The sequence below is a fragment of the Sphingomonas sp. SP5 genome (assembly GCF_058313455.1).
In genome coordinates, this window is record NZ_JBZFLF010000002.1 from 637,114 (window position 1) to 652,417 (window position 15,304).

Annotated in this window: 17 protein-coding genes and 1 tRNA gene; 12 read left to right on the top strand and 6 right to left on the bottom strand. The window is 67.3% G+C overall.

All coding sequences use genetic code 11. The features are described from left to right. Nucleotides 1-27 precede the first annotated feature (27 nt). The 4 genes from AC4GY7_RS06900 to AC4GY7_RS06915 all read left to right on the top strand — a co-directional run bounded on the left by AC4GY7_RS06900 (nt 28) and on the right by AC4GY7_RS06915 (nt 3,201). Complete coding sequence (locus AC4GY7_RS06900) at nt 28-324, top strand: AbrB/MazE/SpoVT family DNA-binding domain-containing protein (RefSeq protein WP_491112703.1); 297 nt, start codon at nt 28-30, stop codon at nt 322-324. Next, nucleotides 321-731, top strand: a complete 411-nt coding sequence (locus tag AC4GY7_RS06905) for a type II toxin-antitoxin system VapC family toxin (RefSeq protein WP_491112705.1) — start codon at nt 321-323, stop codon at nt 729-731. Before AC4GY7_RS06900 ends, AC4GY7_RS06905 begins: the two co-directional genes overlap by 4 nt. Next, complete coding sequence (gene gatB, locus AC4GY7_RS06910; RefSeq protein WP_491112707.1) at nt 728-2,200, top strand: Asp-tRNA(Asn)/Glu-tRNA(Gln) amidotransferase subunit GatB; 1,473 nt, start codon at nt 728-730, stop codon at nt 2,198-2,200. Before AC4GY7_RS06905 ends, gatB begins: the two co-directional genes overlap by 4 nt. Before the next feature lie 371 nt (nt 2,201-2,571). Next, nucleotides 2,572-3,201, top strand: coding sequence for a peptidylprolyl isomerase (locus AC4GY7_RS06915; RefSeq protein WP_491112708.1), 630 nt, complete (start codon nt 2,572-2,574; stop codon nt 3,199-3,201). A 65-nt stretch (nt 3,202-3,266) separates the two neighbouring features. On the opposite strand, the gene AC4GY7_RS06920 is transcribed toward AC4GY7_RS06915, so the two are convergent. Together AC4GY7_RS06920 and AC4GY7_RS06925 are read right to left on the bottom strand one after the other, a co-directional pair. Further along, entirely contained in the window at nt 3,267-3,491 is a 225-nt protein-coding gene (locus tag AC4GY7_RS06920) for a hypothetical protein (RefSeq protein ID WP_491112710.1), read from the bottom strand. A gap of 1 nt (nt 3,492) precedes the next feature. Continuing rightward, on the bottom strand, nt 3,493-3,654 hold the full coding sequence (locus AC4GY7_RS06925; RefSeq protein WP_443584819.1) for a hypothetical protein: 162 nt from the start codon (nt 3,652-3,654) through the stop codon (nt 3,493-3,495). 152 nt (nt 3,655-3,806) lie between these two features. Between AC4GY7_RS06925 and AC4GY7_RS06930 the strand changes: the two genes are divergently transcribed. From AC4GY7_RS06930 to AC4GY7_RS06955, 6 genes are all read left to right on the top strand, one after another. Beyond that, nucleotides 3,807-3,891 (top strand) — tRNA-Leu (locus tag AC4GY7_RS06930). A gap of 71 nt (nt 3,892-3,962) precedes the next feature. Next, on the top strand, nt 3,963-5,657 hold the full coding sequence (gene tig / locus AC4GY7_RS06935; protein WP_491112712.1) for a trigger factor: 1,695 nt from the start codon (nt 3,963-3,965) through the stop codon (nt 5,655-5,657). 187 nt (nt 5,658-5,844) lie between these two features. Then, on the top strand, nt 5,845-6,777 hold the full coding sequence (locus AC4GY7_RS06940; RefSeq protein ID WP_491112714.1) for a glycosyltransferase family 2 protein: 933 nt from the start codon (nt 5,845-5,847) through the stop codon (nt 6,775-6,777). Between the two features lie 55 nt (nt 6,778-6,832). After that, nucleotides 6,833-7,522 carry an ATP-dependent Clp protease proteolytic subunit gene (locus tag AC4GY7_RS06945; protein ID WP_443584822.1) on the top strand — a complete coding sequence of 230 codons (690 nt, stop codon included), beginning with the start codon at nt 6,833-6,835 and terminating at the stop codon, nt 7,520-7,522. Nucleotides 7,523-7,635: 113 nt separating this feature from the next. Then, entirely contained in the window at nt 7,636-8,907 is a 1,272-nt protein-coding gene (gene clpX / locus AC4GY7_RS06950) for an ATP-dependent Clp protease ATP-binding subunit ClpX (RefSeq protein ID WP_443584823.1), read from the top strand. 436 nt (nt 8,908-9,343) lie between these two features. After that, nucleotides 9,344-9,874 carry a hypothetical protein gene (locus tag AC4GY7_RS06955; RefSeq protein ID WP_491112717.1) on the top strand — a complete coding sequence of 177 codons (531 nt, stop codon included), beginning with the start codon at nt 9,344-9,346 and terminating at the stop codon, nt 9,872-9,874. A 40-nt stretch (nt 9,875-9,914) separates the two neighbouring features. On the opposite strand, the gene AC4GY7_RS06960 is transcribed toward AC4GY7_RS06955, so the two are convergent. Next, nucleotides 9,915-10,775: a manganese catalase family protein gene (locus AC4GY7_RS06960; RefSeq protein WP_491112718.1), complete on the bottom strand. Its 861-nt coding sequence runs from the start codon at nt 10,773-10,775 to the stop codon at nt 9,915-9,917. A 238-nt stretch (nt 10,776-11,013) separates the two neighbouring features. Here AC4GY7_RS06960 and AC4GY7_RS06965 point away from each other — a divergent pair, with 238 nt between their 5' ends. Then, complete coding sequence (locus AC4GY7_RS06965) at nt 11,014-12,135, top strand: calcium:cation antiporter (protein ID WP_491112720.1); 1,122 nt, start codon at nt 11,014-11,016, stop codon at nt 12,133-12,135. Between the two features lie 44 nt (nt 12,136-12,179). Continuing rightward, nucleotides 12,180-12,716 carry a GNAT family N-acetyltransferase gene (locus AC4GY7_RS06970; RefSeq protein WP_491112722.1) on the top strand — a complete coding sequence of 179 codons (537 nt, stop codon included), beginning with the start codon at nt 12,180-12,182 and terminating at the stop codon, nt 12,714-12,716. A gap of 20 nt (nt 12,717-12,736) precedes the next feature. Here AC4GY7_RS06970 and AC4GY7_RS06975 read toward each other — a convergent pair whose 3' ends face one another. The 3 genes from AC4GY7_RS06975 to AC4GY7_RS06985 are packed head-to-tail and all read right to left on the bottom strand — an operon-like array spanning nt 12,737 to nt 15,269. Continuing rightward, complete coding sequence (locus AC4GY7_RS06975; protein ID WP_491112724.1) at nt 12,737-13,318, bottom strand: methyltransferase family protein; 582 nt, start codon at nt 13,316-13,318, stop codon at nt 12,737-12,739. Next, the gene (locus tag AC4GY7_RS06980) at nt 13,315-13,566 is read right to left on the bottom strand and encodes a hypothetical protein (protein WP_491112726.1); all 252 of its coding nucleotides are present in this window, start codon (nt 13,564-13,566) and stop codon (nt 13,315-13,317) included. The genes AC4GY7_RS06975 and AC4GY7_RS06980 overlap by 4 nt, the downstream gene beginning before the upstream one ends. Then, on the bottom strand, nt 13,563-15,269 hold the full coding sequence (locus AC4GY7_RS06985; RefSeq protein ID WP_491112728.1) for a M1 family metallopeptidase: 1,707 nt from the start codon (nt 15,267-15,269) through the stop codon (nt 13,563-13,565). The genes AC4GY7_RS06980 and AC4GY7_RS06985 overlap by 4 nt, the downstream gene beginning before the upstream one ends. Nucleotides 15,270-15,304 lie beyond the last annotated feature (35 nt).

Here is a 15,304-nt window from a genome sequence, read left to right on the forward strand (position 1 = left end):
TTACCTTGGTAGTGCCGGAGGTAGACGATGAACGCGCCGCTCGAAAAGCGCACGACGACCAACATGACCAGCAAAGGTCAGGTGCTGATCCCGAAGGACGTGCGCGATGCCATCGGTCTCGTGCCCGGGCTGCCCGTGGACGTCGGGGTCAACGATCGCGGCGAAGCGGTTGTCGTGCCGAGGCGGCGCTGGCCGGACGAAACGCCTGAGCAGCGCACCGCGCGGATCGAAGCGTTCTTCGCACGTATGCAGGAAAATCCGCAGTTCACACGGCCGACCGACGAGATCATGCGGGACATCCGTGGTGACGAACTGTTGCCGTGATCTTTGTCGATACGAATATCATCATTGACCTTCTAAGTACGCACGACACGCCAAGTGCGTCTTGGTCGCGCAAACGTTATGCCTCGGTGTGCGACGTGGAAACGCTCGTCTGCAACCAGCTGGTGCTGGCAGAGGCTGCGGCCGGCGCGGAACGTCCTGCGGAATTGCTCGGCGACTTGGAGCAACTGCAGACAGACATACTTGTCTTGACCGACCAGGTCGCACTTGCCGCCGGCAAGACCCATGGCGAATACCGCCGGCGCGGCGGAACGCGGCAGCGGGTGCTGCCCGATTTCCTCATCGCCGGCCATGCCGCGACGCTGGGCGCCACGCTGATGACCCGCGACCGCCGCCTCGCCAGTTATTTCCCCGATCTCACCCTCATCACCCCAGAGACGCATCCATGAACGAGACCAGCTATCGCATCCAAGGCGCCACCGGCGAGTGGGAGGTCGTGATCGGCCTGGAGGTGCACGCGCAGGTGACCTCCGAGGCCAAATTGTTCTCCGGCGCGGCGACCGCGTTCGGTGCGGAGCCGAACACGCAGGTCAGCCTGGTCGACGCGGCGATGCCGGGCATGCTGCCGGTGCCGAACATGGAGTGCATCCGCCAGGCGGTGCGCACCGGCATGGCGATCGACGCGCAGATCAACCGCTGGTCGCGGTTCGATCGCAAGAACTATTTCTACGCCGATCTGCCGCAGGGCTATCAGATCAGCCAGCTCTACCACCCGCTGGTGGGCGAGGGCGCGGTGGAGATCGCGCCGGACGACAAGAACCCGGACGCGACCAAGACGATCGGCGTCGAGCGCATCCACGTCGAGCAGGACGCGGGCAAGCTGATGCACGACCAGCATCCGACGCGCTCCTATGTCGACCTCAACCGCTCGGGCGTCGCGCTGATGGAGATCGTCAGCCGGCCGGACATGCGTTCGCCTGCGGAAGCAGGGGCTTACCTTACGAAGCTGCGATCGATCCTGCGCTACGTCGGCAGCTGCGACGGCAACATGGACCAGGGGTCGATGCGCGCCGACGTCAACGTCAGCGTGCGCAAGCCCGGCGAACCGTTCGGCACGCGGACGGAGACCAAGAACGTCAATTCGGTCCGCTTCGTCATGCAGGCGATCGAGCACGAGGCGAGGCGCCAGGTCGAGGTGCTGGAGGACGGCGGCACGATCGTGCAGGAGACGCGGCTGTTCAACCCCGACACGGGGCAGACGCGGACCATGCGATCCAAGGAAGATGCGCACGATTACCGCTACTTCCCCGATCCCGACCTGCTGCCGCTGGAGCTGGAGGAGGCGTTTCTGGAGGAATGCCGCGCCAGCCTGCCCGAGCTGCCCGATGCCAAGCGCCAGCGTTACGAGGGGCTGGGCATCTCCGCCTATCAGGCGGGCGTGCTGACCGCCGAGGTCGAGGCGGCGCGCTGGTTCGATACTCTGCTGGAGGCGGGCGCCAAGCCGGTCGCGGCGGCGAACTGGACGACGTCCGAACTGTTCGGCGCGCTCAATCGCACCGGCAAGGGCATCGCCGAGTCGCCGGTGTCGCCGGCGCAGGCGGCCGAGCTGCTGGCGCTGGTCGCCGACGGCACGCTGTCGGGCAGCCTCGCCAAGCAGGTGTTCGAGGTGATGCTGGAGACGGGCGACGCGCCGGCGAAGATCGTCGAGGATCGCGGCCTCAAGCAGACCAGCGACACCGGCGCGATTGAGGCGGTGATCGCTGAGGTGCTGGCGAAGAACCCCAACCAGCTGGCGCAGTATCGCGGCGGCAAGGAAGCGCTGTTCGGCTTCTTCGTCGGCCAGACGATGAAGGCGATGGGCGGCAAGGCCAACCCCGCCGTGGTCAACGACCTGCTCAAGACCGCGCTTGCCGGCTGATGCGCGAGCGAGTCGCCCGCTGCCGGTGCGGCTCCGCTGCATGAGCCGCCTCGAACGCCAAAGCTGATCGACATGCAAGATTAGGGACCTTCTTCATCCTCCCCCTGGCGCGGGGAGGATTGAATGGCGAGTGGTCCTAGGTCAGCCGAGGCGTCGGCGAACGACCCTCATAGGTTCCACGCGATCCGTCACCCCGGACTCGTTCCGGGGTCCACCGTGCCTCGAAGCCATGAACTGATGCGTGTGCGGACTGGTGGATGCCGGAACACGTCGGTATGACGGAAGGGGATTTAGAGGCGGTCGAGAGCCTCAGTGTTGAATTGCCCGTGCGTCGCCATGATGATGTGGTCAGCATCAGGAAAGGACGCTCGATGAAACCCGCATGGCTCCTCGCACTGGCACTGGCGGCACCGCTCTCCGCGCAGCAGGCACCCGCACCCGCACCCGCACCCGCACCCGCACCCGCGCCTCTGCCCCGCGTCGCGTTCGAGACGACGGCAGGCCGCTTCGTCATCGAGGCGGATACGGTGCATGCGCCGATCAGCGCGGGCAATTTCCTGAGATACGTCGACGGCAAGCGTCTGGACGGCGTCACCTTCTATCGCGCGGTGAAGGTCGCCGACCATTTCGGCTTCGTGCAATTCGGCCCGGACGGCGACGGCAAGCGCATCCTGCCGCCGATCAAGCATGAACCCACGACGCTTACCGGCATCAAGCATACCGACTTCACCGTCTCCACAGCGCGGCTGGAGCCGGGCAGCGGGCGCGGCGAGTTCACGATCAGCATCGGCGACCAACCATCGTTCGACGCCGATCCGGCGAAGCCCGGCGACAATCTGGGCTATGCCGCCTTCGGCCATGTGGTCGAAGGGCAGAATACGATCCTGAAGGTCTTCGATGCGCCGGTATCGCCGACGGCGACGATGCGCGGGTCGTTCAAGGGCGAGGTGCCGGTGGACCGGGTGACGATCCTGTCGGCCCGCCGCATCAAGGCGGGTTGAGGCCGCCGCTGGATTTGCATCGGGCGGCACGCTCCCCCTCCAGCGCGGAGAGGGAGCGAGCGCCATCACTGCTGCGTCAGGTCCTGGTTCTTGACCTCGCCGCCGGTGCCGCTGTTGCCGTCGAACGCGCCGGGATCGGTGAAGCGCGACGGCTCCTCGCCGCCTTCGCCGCGCGCCACCGCATCGGAGCGCGCCTCCACCGCCTGCTGGATGTCGGGGCGCGGATCGGCGCGGTCGCCGTCGGGGCTGCTGTCCGGCGCGTCCGCGGGAATGCGATTGGTGTCGGTCATGTCAGACCTCCGCCGGCTGCGCGGTGCCGGGATCCGTCGCCGGCGTGCCGGGCGAGGGGACGTCGATATCCGGCCCGGGCGTCGTCACCTCGGGCGGGGGGCCGTCGGGCTGCACCGGCTGCGGCGTCGGGGCGGGGGTTTCGGGCGGGGGTTGGGTGGCCATGGGGAACTCTCCTTCGCGCTGGATAACGCCCCGCACCGACGCCGGTTGCCTTGCGCGCTTGCCTGTACGCGCCACGCTGGTATAGACGCGCGCCCAAGGGATGGCCCGGCGCAGGTTCACTGTGACGGAAAACCCCAACGGCGGGTCCTCGTGCGGGCGTGGCGGAACTGGTAGACGCGCTGGATTTAGGTTCCAGTATCGCAAGATGTGGGGGTTCGAGTCCCTTCGCCCGCACCAGTCCCGCGCTCCCAGAGCGGGACGGCAGCCATATGAATTTCCGTCAGATTTCTCCAGATTGAAGGCCGAACATGCAGACTGTCGAGACGTTGAACGAGGGCCTGAAGCGCGCCTACACGCTGACCATCACCGCCGCCGACATCGATGCCAAGGTCGATGCCGAGGTGAAGCGCGTCGCCCCGCAGGTGAAGATGCCCGGTTTCCGTCCCGGCAAGGTGCCCGTGAACCTGGTGCGCAAGATGCACGGCGAGGCGCTGACCGCCGACGCGCTGAACAGCGCGATCCAGCAGGGCGTGCAGCAGCTGCTCGCCGACAAGGCGCTGCGTCCGGCGATGCAGCCTTCGGTCGCGCTGAACGACGATTACGCGCCGGGCAAGGACGCCGCGGTCACCGTCGAACTGGAAGTGCTCCCGACCGTGCCGGCGCCCGCGATCGACGCGCTGAAGCTCGAGCGGCTGACCGTGCCGGTCGCCGACGAAGCGGTGGACGAGCAGCTGCAGAAGTTCGCAGACCAGTCGAAGAAGTGGGACGATGCCGATGACAAAGCGGCCGAAATGGGCGACCTCGTCACCGTCGACTTCGTCGGCAAGACCGCGGACGGCGTCGCCTTCGACGGCGGCACCGGCACCGACATGGGCGTCGAACTGGGTTCGGGCCGCCTGATCCCGGGCTTCGAGGACCAGCTGGTCGGCGTGAAGCTGGGCGAGGAAAAGACGCTCAACGTCACCTTCCCCGAGGATTACGGCGCCAAGGAACTGGCCGGCAAGCCCGCCACCTTCGACATCACCGTCAAGAAGATCCAGGTCGCCGGCGAGAGCAAGATCGACGAGGATCTGGCCAAGAACCTCGGGCTCGAAAGCCTGGAGCAGCTGCGCGGCCTCATCAAGGGGCAGATCGAGCAGGAGCATAACGGCCTCACCCGCACCCACATGAAGCGCAAGCTGCTCGACCAGCTCGCCGAGGGTCACGATTTCGAAGTGCCGCCGTCGATGGTCGAGGCCGAATTCGCGCAGATCTGGCAGCAGCTGGAGCATGAGGCGACGCACGAGGCGGATCCCGCCGCCGCACTCGCCGAGATGGAATCCGAGCGCGACGATTACCGCAAGATCGCCGAGCGCCGCGTCCGCCTCGGCCTGCTGCTGTCGGAGATCGGCCAGGCCAACGGCGTCGAGGTCAGCCAGCAGGAAATGAACCGCCTGATCGCCCAGGCCGCGCAGCAGTATCGTGGCGAGGATCAGCAGCGCTTCATCCAGTACATCCAGCAGGAGCCGATGGCCGCCGCCCAGCTGCGCGCGCCGCTGTACGAGGACAAGGTCGTCGACTTCCTGTTCGACAAGGCCGAGGTGACCGACCGCGAAGCGACCCGCGAGGAGCTGGAAGCCGCGATCGAGAGCGAGGACGGCTTCGCGACCGGCACGCACAGCCACGACCACGACAATCACAAGCCGCGCAAGTCGAAGAAGGCGAACGCGGGCGAAGGCGCAGCTGAAGGTGAGGCCAAGCCGGCCAAGAAGGCCGCGGCCAAGAAGCCGGTGGCGAAGGACGACAATGCCGGCGCCGAGGTCGAGTCGGCCCCGGCTGCCGACGAAGCGCCCGCCGCCAAGAAGCCGCGCGCCAAGAAGGCTGCCGCTCCCGTCGAGGCAGAGACCGCGGTGACCGAATCGTCGCCGGTCGCGGCCGAAGCGGCGGAAGGCACCGAGGCCGCCGACGCCGCCCCGGCCAAGAAGCCGCGCGCGAAGAAGGCCGCAGCGAAGACCGAAGGCTGATCGTGAGGGGGAGGGGTGTCTCTCCCCCAATAACGTCATCCCGGCGCACGCCGGGACCCATGGAGTCGCACGGTGGGCGGGGCATCCATCAGCGGCCGCTGGTATCCATGGATCCCGGCATGCGCCGGGATGACGGTTGTTTGGAGCGGTTGGTCCGGATCACCTGACCGATAAGGGAACGCAAGACGTGACGCAGCCGGTGATCGCAGTCCTGCTCCCCTGCTACAACGAGGCCGCGGCGATCGCCCAGACCGTCGCCGGCTTTCGCGCCGCGCTGCCCGGCGCCACCGTCTACGTCTACGACAACAATTCGACCGACGACACGGTCGCCGTCGCGCGCGCTGCGGGTGCGGTGGTGCGGACCGAGCGTATCCAGGGCAAGGGCGCCGTGGTCCGCCGGATGTTCGCCGACGTCGACGCCGACGTCTATGTCATGGCCGATGGCGACGCGACCTATGACGCCGCCTCCGCGCCCGCGCTCGTCGCGCGGCTGCTCGCCGAACAATGCGACATGATCGTCGGCGCCCGCGTCAGCCAGGTGCAGGAAAGCTATCGCCGCGGCCACCGCTTCGGCAACGCGCTGCTCACCGGCATGCTGGCGCGGCTGTTCGGCCGCAGCTTCACCGACATTCTATCGGGTTATCGCGTCTTCTCGCGTCGCTTCGTCAAGAGTTTCCCCTCGCTGTCGGCAGGCTTCGAGATCGAGACGGAGATCAGCGTCCATGCGCTGGAACTCAAGATGCCCTGCGCCGAGATCGAGACGCCCTATTTCGCGCGGCCGGAAGGGTCGGCGTCGAAGCTCAGCACCTACAGCGACGGCTTCCGTATCCTCTCTACCATTCTGACGCTGTACCGGATCGAGCGGCCGCTGCTGTTCTTCGGCGTGATCGGCGCGCTGTTCGCGCTCGTCGGGCTGGTGCTCGGCGTGCCGCTGGCGATCACCTATATGGCCACGCATCTGGTGCCGCGTTTCCCGACCGCGATCCTCATCACCGGCCTCGGCATCGTCGCCGCGCTGTGCGTCTTCGCCGGGCTGATCCTCGACACGGTGGTACGCGGCCGGCGCGAGGTGCGACGGCTCGCCTATCTGGCGCACCCTGCACCCTCTGCCGGGGCTTGAACTCGCCCGCCGGAGCGCCGATGTTGGCGCTCCTTAGGGCATAAGAGAGATTTCCATGCACAATCCGTTCGAGACCGGTGATTACGCGGGCCATCTGGGTCGCGCGGGCCTTGGCCTGCAGCAGACGCAGGCCGGTCTCGTGCCGATTGTCATCGAACAATCGAACCGCGGCGAACGCTCGTTCGACATCTTCAGCCGCCTGCTGCGCGAGCGGATCATCTTCGTGACCGGCGGCGTCGAGGACGGCATGGCCAGCCTCATCACCGCGCAGCTGCTCTTCCTCGAGTCCGAGAACCCGAAGAAGGACATCTTCATGTACATCAACTCGCCGGGCGGCGTCGTCACGGCGGGCATGGCGATCCATGACACGATGCAATATATTCGCCCGCGCGTCGGCACGGTGTGCATCGGTCAGGCGGCGTCGATGGGCAGCTTCCTGCTGGCGTCGGGCGAACCGGGCATGCGCGTCGCGCTCACCAATGCGCGGATCATGATCCACCAGCCGTCGGGCGGCGCGCAGGGCATGGCGTCCGACATCGAGATCCAGGCCAAGGAAATCCTGCGCATCCGCAAGCGGATGAACGAACTGTACGCGCAATACACCGGCCAGCCGATCGAGGAGATCGAGCGCCGCATGGATCGCGACACGTTCCTGGAAGCCAATGAAGCCAAGGACTTCGGCCTCGTGGACGAGGTGTTCGACAAGCGGCCGACCCCCGCCGAGGATGTCGCCCAGGCGGCCTGATAACGCGCTTGGGCGTGACTTTTAGTGACTTTTCGGCGTTGTGGTTTGCGTATCGGCCGGTCTACCATGACCGGCCTCACCAGCGGGGAACCCCCCGCGACAAGGAAGTGTGAATGACGAAATTGAGCGGTGGCGACTCGAAGAGCACCCTCTATTGCTCGTTCTGCGGCAAGTCGCAGCACGAGGTGCGCAAGCTCATCGCAGGACCGACCGTGTTCATCTGCGACGAGTGCGTCGAGCTGTGCAACGACATCATCCGTGAAGAGACGAAGTCCGCGCTGGTCAGCAAGAAGGACGGCGGCGTCCCCACGCCGCAGGAGATCTGCGACGTGCTCGACGATTACGTCATCGGCCAGAAGCAAGCCAAGCGCGTGCTGTCGGTGGCGGTGCACAACCACTACAAGCGGTTGAACCACGGCGCCAAGGGTGCCGACGTCGAGCTCGCCAAGTCGAACATCCTGCTCGTCGGCCCGACCGGCTGCGGCAAGACGCTGCTCGCGCAGACGCTGGCGCGCATCCTCGACGTGCCGTTCACGATGGCCGATGCGACGACGCTGACCGAAGCGGGCTATGTCGGCGAGGACGTCGAGAACATCATCCTCAAGCTGCTCCAGGCCTCCGACTACAATGTCGAGCGGGCACAGCGCGGCATCGTCTACATCGACGAGATCGACAAGATCAGCCGCAAGGCCGAGAACCCGTCGATCACCCGCGACGTGTCGGGCGAGGGCGTGCAGCAGGCGCTGCTCAAGCTGATGGAAGGCACCACCGCCTCCGTGCCCCCGCAGGGCGGCCGCAAGCACCCGCAGCAGGAGTTCCTGCAGGTCGACACGACGAACATCCTGTTCATCTGCGGCGGCGCGTTCTCCGGCCTCGAAAAGATCATCGGCGACCGTTTGCAGGGCAAGTCGATCGGCTTTGGCGCCTATGTCGCGGCACCGGAAGAGAAGCGCACCGGCGAGCTGCTGCGCCAGACCGAGCCCGAGGATCTGCTGAAGTTCGGCCTGATCCCCGAATTCGTCGGTCGCCTTCCCGTCATCGCGACGCTGGAGGACCTCGACATCCCGGCGCTGGTCAAGATCCTGAGCGAGCCCAAGAACGCCCTGGTCAAGCAATACCAGAAGCTGTTCGAGATGGAGGAGGTCGAACTCGGCTTCACCGACGATGCGCTGGTGACGGTCGCCAAGAAGGCGATTGAACGCAAGACCGGCGCGCGCGGCCTCAGATCGATCCTGGAGGGCATCCTGCTCGACACGATGTTCGACCTGCCCGGCATGGACGGCGTCGACGAGGTGATGATCGACAAGGACGTGATCGAGGGCCGCAAGGAACCGATCCGCGTCTATGCCGAGAAGAAGAAGGACGGCGCCGGCGCTGCGGCCTGATCCCGACCTGACTGCATAGCGAAGGGCGTCGTGCGAGCGGCGCCCCTTTTTCGTGGTGGCCCAGTCACATCGATTTACTGTGGACACTGCGAGGCGTGGTCGTCCCCTTTGCAGTAATGCTTTCGATTGACAGTGCACTTGATGCCGAGGATTTCGGGGGCGCAGCTCTTGCGGAACGCTCGGTCCAACCCTTCCGTCATGCCGGACTCGTTCCGGCATCCACGGTGGAGCGTAGCCAGACGCAATGGGTTGCGCGGCTCGGTAGACCCCGGATTCAGTCCGGGGTGACGGATCGCATGTGACATGCGTGGCCTTTGCAGCAGCATCTGCTTTGCGAGGACATCCGGCAGGTGGCGGACCATGATACCGGTCCGGCCGCATCATCCGCCGTTAACGCGTACCGCCGCATGACAGCCGCGCAACGAATGGGGCGACGATGACGGATCTCTCTCTCGATACGACCACAGCGCCCGCATGGCGGCGCAGCCGCGGTCCGCTTCGCGTGCTCCCCGCGTTGCTGTTCCGCGACCGGCAGCCGTGGCTGGCGATCCTCGTCGGCTGGGTGCTGACGATCGCAGGCAGCACCGCGCTCAGCTTCGTCATCGCGCATCTCGTGCCCGATCATGCCGGGCCGGACCTCGGCGACACGTCGGCGCCGGTGAAGCTGTTCCTGATCGCGCTGTTCAGCCCGGTGGTCGAGACGCTCGTCATGGCCGCGATCCTGGCCGTGCTGCTGCGGCTGCTCGGGGCCTGGCAGGCGGTGGTCGCCAGCGCCGCCATCTGGGGCGTGCTGCACAGCCTCGCCTCGCCCTGGTGGGGGGCGGTGATCTGGTGGCCGTTCCTGATCTTCTCGACGCTCTACGTCACCTGGCGCGGTCGCGGCTTCTGGCGTGCGGTTGCGCTGGTCGCCGCGGTGCACGTCCTCCAGAACGTCTTCCCGGCGATCCTGATCGTCATGGGGCAGTAGGGGGCCGGCGGCGCTTCCATCGCCGCCGGCTCCGCTTGGGTTACGGCTTGCCGATCTGGTCGGTCTGCGCGCCGCTGTCGGGGCGGGCGGGGCCGAGGTTCGGCACGTCGCCCAGCGGCTCGTTGCGGAACACGGTGAACTCGCCCTTGCCGTCGATCGACGGTCCGCTCGTCCAGCGGCCCTCCGGCACCGATCCGTCGATCGAGGTGACGTAGTAATTGTAGTTGTTCTGATTGTCCTCCTCGCTCTGCGGGAAGCTGTTGGGGATCGGCAACTGCTGGGCGGCGCCGCCCAGTTCCTCCACCACGGCCAGCCACTGGTTCTGGTGCATGGTGTCGCGGGCGATCATGTAATGCAGCATCTTCTTCATGCCTTCGTCATGCGCGGCGTTGAACAGGCGCACGGCGAGCACGCGCCCGGTGCTCTCCGCCGCGACGTTGGCATACATGTCTGCGGCGACGTTGCCGCTGGCATAGATGTGGCTCATGTCGAAGGGGACGCCGTCCGAATCGATCGGCATCGCCGACAGGCCGCTCGACAGCAGGTTCTTGTGGATTAGCCCCTCGACGATGTGGCGCGGCCGTTCGCCGCCCATCACCGCACCGACGATGCCGTCGGCTGCGCCCTCTTCCTGCAGGCTGGCGGGCGCCTTGTCGAGGTTGAGCGCGACCGCGGTCGCCAGCATTTCGATATGGCCGATCTCTTCCGTCGCTGTGTTGAGCAGCATGTCGCGGTAGCGCGGATCGGGCGAGCGATTGCCCCAGGCCTGGAAGAAATATTGCATGCAGACGCGGATCTCGCCTTCGACGCCGCCGATCGCCTGCTGGAGCATGCGGGCGAACTGGGGATCGGGCTTCTCGACGGTAACCGGATACTGCAGTCGCTTGTCGTGGTAGTACATGACGGGCGTCTCCTGATGGATCGTGAGGATGGACGCCGGCAGTGTGCCGACCCGGTGCTAACCGTTCAGACGCGCAAGGGTTTGTTGCGAAGGGATAACAAAGCCCAACAATCGTCGTAACTTAGATCACGTCACACCGGAATCGCCGCGCATCGCCGCGCAATCCGCCGGATGGATCGACACGGACCTTTCGCGGCGGCGGTGCATTGGCCTTTACGGGCGATGCGAAGGAGCACAGGTGGCTGCAGCGACGAACGACGACACGACCGGGCAGGGATCCGCAAAGGGATGGTTCGGCCTGCCGCCATGGGCGATCCTGTTTCCGCTGGCGGGTGTGCCGGCGGTGCTGCTGTCGGTGTATGCGATGGGGGCGGTGGGCACCGGCATCGCGGCGGCGATCCTGATCGGATCGGTGGTCGCCGCGGTCCACCATGCCGAGGTCGTCGCGCACCGCGTCGGCGAGCCGTTCGGCACGTTGGTGCTCGCCGTCGCGGTGACGGTGATCGAGGTGTCGCTGATCGTCTCGCTGATGCTGTCGGGATCGGGCGATGTGGCGGCGCTCGCCCGCGATACGGTGTTCGCGGCGATCATGATTATCCTCAACTTCATCATCGGCCTGTGCCTGCTGACGGGCGGGCTGAAGCATGGCGAGCAGCGCTTTACGTTGCGCGGGATCAGCGCGGCCCTGGCCACGCTCGCCGCGCTGGTGGTGCTGTCGCTGATCCTGCCCAATTACACGACCAGCGCGGCGGGGCCGACCTATGCGCCCTCGCAATTGCTGTTCGTGGCGGTGGTCAGCGTGGTGCTCTACGGCACGTTCGTGCTGGTCCAGACGGTGCGACATCGCGACTATTTCCTGCCCGCGGGCGACATCGAGCCGGAGGGGCACGCCGCGCCGCCGACCGACCGTACCGCGTGGACCGCGTTCGGCGTGCTGCTGGTCGCGCTGGTCGTGGTGGTGATGCTCGCCAAGGGGCTGTCGGCGCGGGTCGAGGAGGCGATCGCCTCCGCCGGCCTGCCGCATGCGATCGTCGGCGTGGTGATCGCCGGGCTGGTGCTCGCGCCGGAGAGCCTGGCCGCCTACAATGCGGCGCGACGCGACCGATTGCAGACGAGCCTCAACCTCGCGCTCGGATCGGCGCTGGCGACGATCGGCCTCACCATCCCGGCGGTGGCGATCGTCAGCCTGACCCTGGGCCTGCCGCTGGCGCTCGGTATCGGTGCCAAGAGCATGACGCTGCTCGCCCTGTCGCTGTTCGTGACGACCATCTCGCTCGGCACCGGGCGGACGACGGTGTTGCAGGGCGTGGTGCACCTCGTCATCTTCGCCGCCTATCTCTTCACGACGGTGATCCCCTGACGATCCTGCTCGCGCGCCAGACCCATCGCACGGCCACCGCGGCGATGCTGGCGCGCGCGTTTCAGGACGATCCGGCGTTCGCCTACATCATCCCCGATCCGGTGCAGCGCGCGGCCCGGCTGCCGCGATTGTTCGCCCTGCTCTTCGATAGCGACGGGCGGGCCGGGATGCGGTTGCTGACGGGGGGTGGCGAGGCGGCGACCCTGTGGCGGGCGCCGGGGCGGACGGCGGTCGGCTGGGGGGAGATGTTGCGCCATGCCATGCCCCTGCTCGCCGCGCTGCGCGGCGGGGTGCGGCGGGCGCTGGCGGTCAGCGCGGCGATCGACGCCCACATGCCGGAGGGCGCCTTCTGGTATCTGCACATCGCCGGGTGCGATCCGGCGGCGCAGGGCCAGGGCTTCGGCCGGGCGGCCCTTGCTGCGGGGCTCGCGCGGGCGGCGGGGCGGCTGCCCTGCTATCTGGAGACGGCGACCGAACGGAACCTCGGCTTCTATGCCGCGGCGGGGTTTGCGGTGACGGCGGACTGGCGGGTCGGGCGCGACGGGCCACGCTTCTGGTCAATGCTGCGCCAGCCGGATTGAGGTCCTGCGGGCGGGGAAAGTCAGAACCCGCCGGGCACGAAGCGCTTCACCTGCCCGGCGTAATCGGCATAAGCGGTGCCGAACAGCGCGTGCAGCAGGCGTTCCTCGGCGCGCACGCGCAGCCAGGTGCCGAGCGCATAGACCGGCAGTGCCGCCAGCAGGTGCGCGGCATGGCCGAGCGCCAGCGCCATCGCCACCACGACCAGCGCCAGGGCGCTGTAGATCGGGTGGCGGACGCAGGCGAACGGGCCGGTGGTCACCAGCCGGTGATCGGCTCGGGTGCGCGCGACGAGGCTCCAGTTGCGGCCCATCACGGCGGTCGCCCAGACGAACAGCGCCAGCGCCGCGGTGAGCAGCAGCGCGGTCACCGCGGCCTGCGCCAGCGCCGCCGCGCCCAGCGGATCGAGCGTCACCGCCACCGGCCCCGCCCAGGCGATGCAGAAGGCGACGCCCTGCACCGCGATGCCCCCGATCGAAACCGGGTCGCGCCGGCCACCTGCCTCCGGCCGACGCGGCCAGCGGCGCGCGACGAGCGCGACCGCGAACAGGAACAACCCGAGCGCCAGCGCGGCGAGCGCGGGTAGGCCGGTGGCGGCGATCATCGCGGACGCTGCTTGCCCGCCAGCCACAAGCCGGCGGCGATCTGCGCCACGGCATACAGCCGCCGCCGCCCCGGCCGGTCGACAAAGGGACGCACCGTCCGTTCGGCACCCAGCGCATCGCGTTTCCACAGGTCGACGTGGCGGCGCGGCTGGGCGAGGCCGACCAGCCCGTCGCCGACCATGAAGATCGCCGCCATCTCCGCGGCGCGGGCGAGCCAGGGTGCCGAAGTGGACGGCCCCGCGCTCACTTGGCCGGCGCCTTTTGCGCGGACTTCCACGCCTGGAAGGCGTCGACGGCATCGTCCTGCTTCAGCACGCGCGCCATCGGATCGACGACGACGTGCGCGCCTTCGGGCACCGTGATCGTCGCCAGGCCGCCGCTCATCGGCACCTTCTGCACCACATTGTCGATCGACACCTCGACCGGCAGCGGGAAGGGCTTGCCGTTGGGCGCGACCCATTTCAGCTGGAGCTGCGTCGCATTGCGGCTGACCGTCAGCTTGGGCAGCCCCGCCTGATACAGGTAGACGTCGAAGAACCACTGCCAGTTCTGCCCGGTCACCTGATTGACGTAGGCGATGAACTCCGGGGTCGTGCGGAAGACGGGCTGGAAATTGCCCGGCTGCGGATCCGGGATGCCATAGACGGTCAGCTGCAGCACGCGGTGGAAGGCGGCGTCGCCGATCGCGTTGCGCAGTGTGTGGAGTACCCAGGCGCCCTTGTAGTAGATGTCGCCGCCGCGGCCGGGCGCTTTCCTGTAGACGTCGTCGGCGGTCTGCGGCTTGCCGGTCACCAGCGCCGACTGGTTGAGGATCTTCGGCCGCATGTCGAGCATCATCGCGTCGTAGCGCGCCTCGCCTTCGCGCCAGCGGCCGTAGAGCGGCTGCATATATTCGGTGAAGCCTTCATGCATCCAGAAGTCGTCCCAATTGGGCGCGGTCATCTGGTTGGCGAACCATTCGTGGCCGAATTCGTGCTGGAACAGCCAGTCGAAACCCTCCGGCGCCTTGGCATATTTGTTGCCGTAGGCGTTGATCGTCTGGTGCTCCATGCCGAGGTGCGGCGTCTCGACCACGCCGACCTTTTCGCTCGGCCAGGGGTAGGGGCCGACCACGGCTTCGTAGAAGTCGAGCGTCGGGGCGAATTCGGCGAACAGCTTCTCCGCCTGCGGCTTCTCGCCCGGCAGGTACCAGTAGAACATCGGGATCTCGTTGCCGTAGCGGCTCTTGTAGGTGCCGCTGATCTCCTCGTACGGGCCGATGTTGAGCGCGATGGCGTAGGGGTTGGGACGGGCGATCTGCCAGTTCCAGGTGGTGCGGCCGTCGTCGAACGTGTCGACGCCGAGCAGCGTGCCGTTGGATGGCGCCTTCAGCCCCTTGGGTACGGTGATGTGCAGCGTCACCGACTGCGGTTCGTAGGTCGGATAGTCGATGCACGGCCAGAAGAGGTCGCAGCCCTCGTTCTGCACGGCGGTGGCGACCCAGGGCTGCCCGTCGGGCGTCCGCGCCCAGACGAAGCCGCCGTCCCACGGCGCGTGCACTGCGGTGTGCGGACGGCCGCCGTAGGTGATCTTGACGGTCAGCTTGGCGCCCTTGGCGGCCTTTTTGACCAGCTTGATCGTCATCCGGCCTTCGGGATTGCTGAAGCCGGCGGAATCGGCGCCGTCGACCGTCACCGCCGTGACGGTGTAGTTCTTGTCGAGATCGACCACGAGGCGGTCGGTCTTGTCGAGCGTGGTGAAGACGAGGGTCGCAGTCGCGTTGATGACCTCGCGGTCGGGATCGACCTCGATCGCCAGGTCGGCGGTGTCGAACGTCACCTTCTTCTGCGCTGCGTCCAGCGGCCCGCCGGAGGCGGAGGTCTGGGCGGTAAGCGGCGGCTTGCCCGGGTCGGCGGCGAAGGCGCTCGACGAGAGCAGCAGCAGGGCGGCAAACGGCAGGCGAAGCGACATTCCATACTCCCGATCGATCGCCCGCGGGTTTCGGC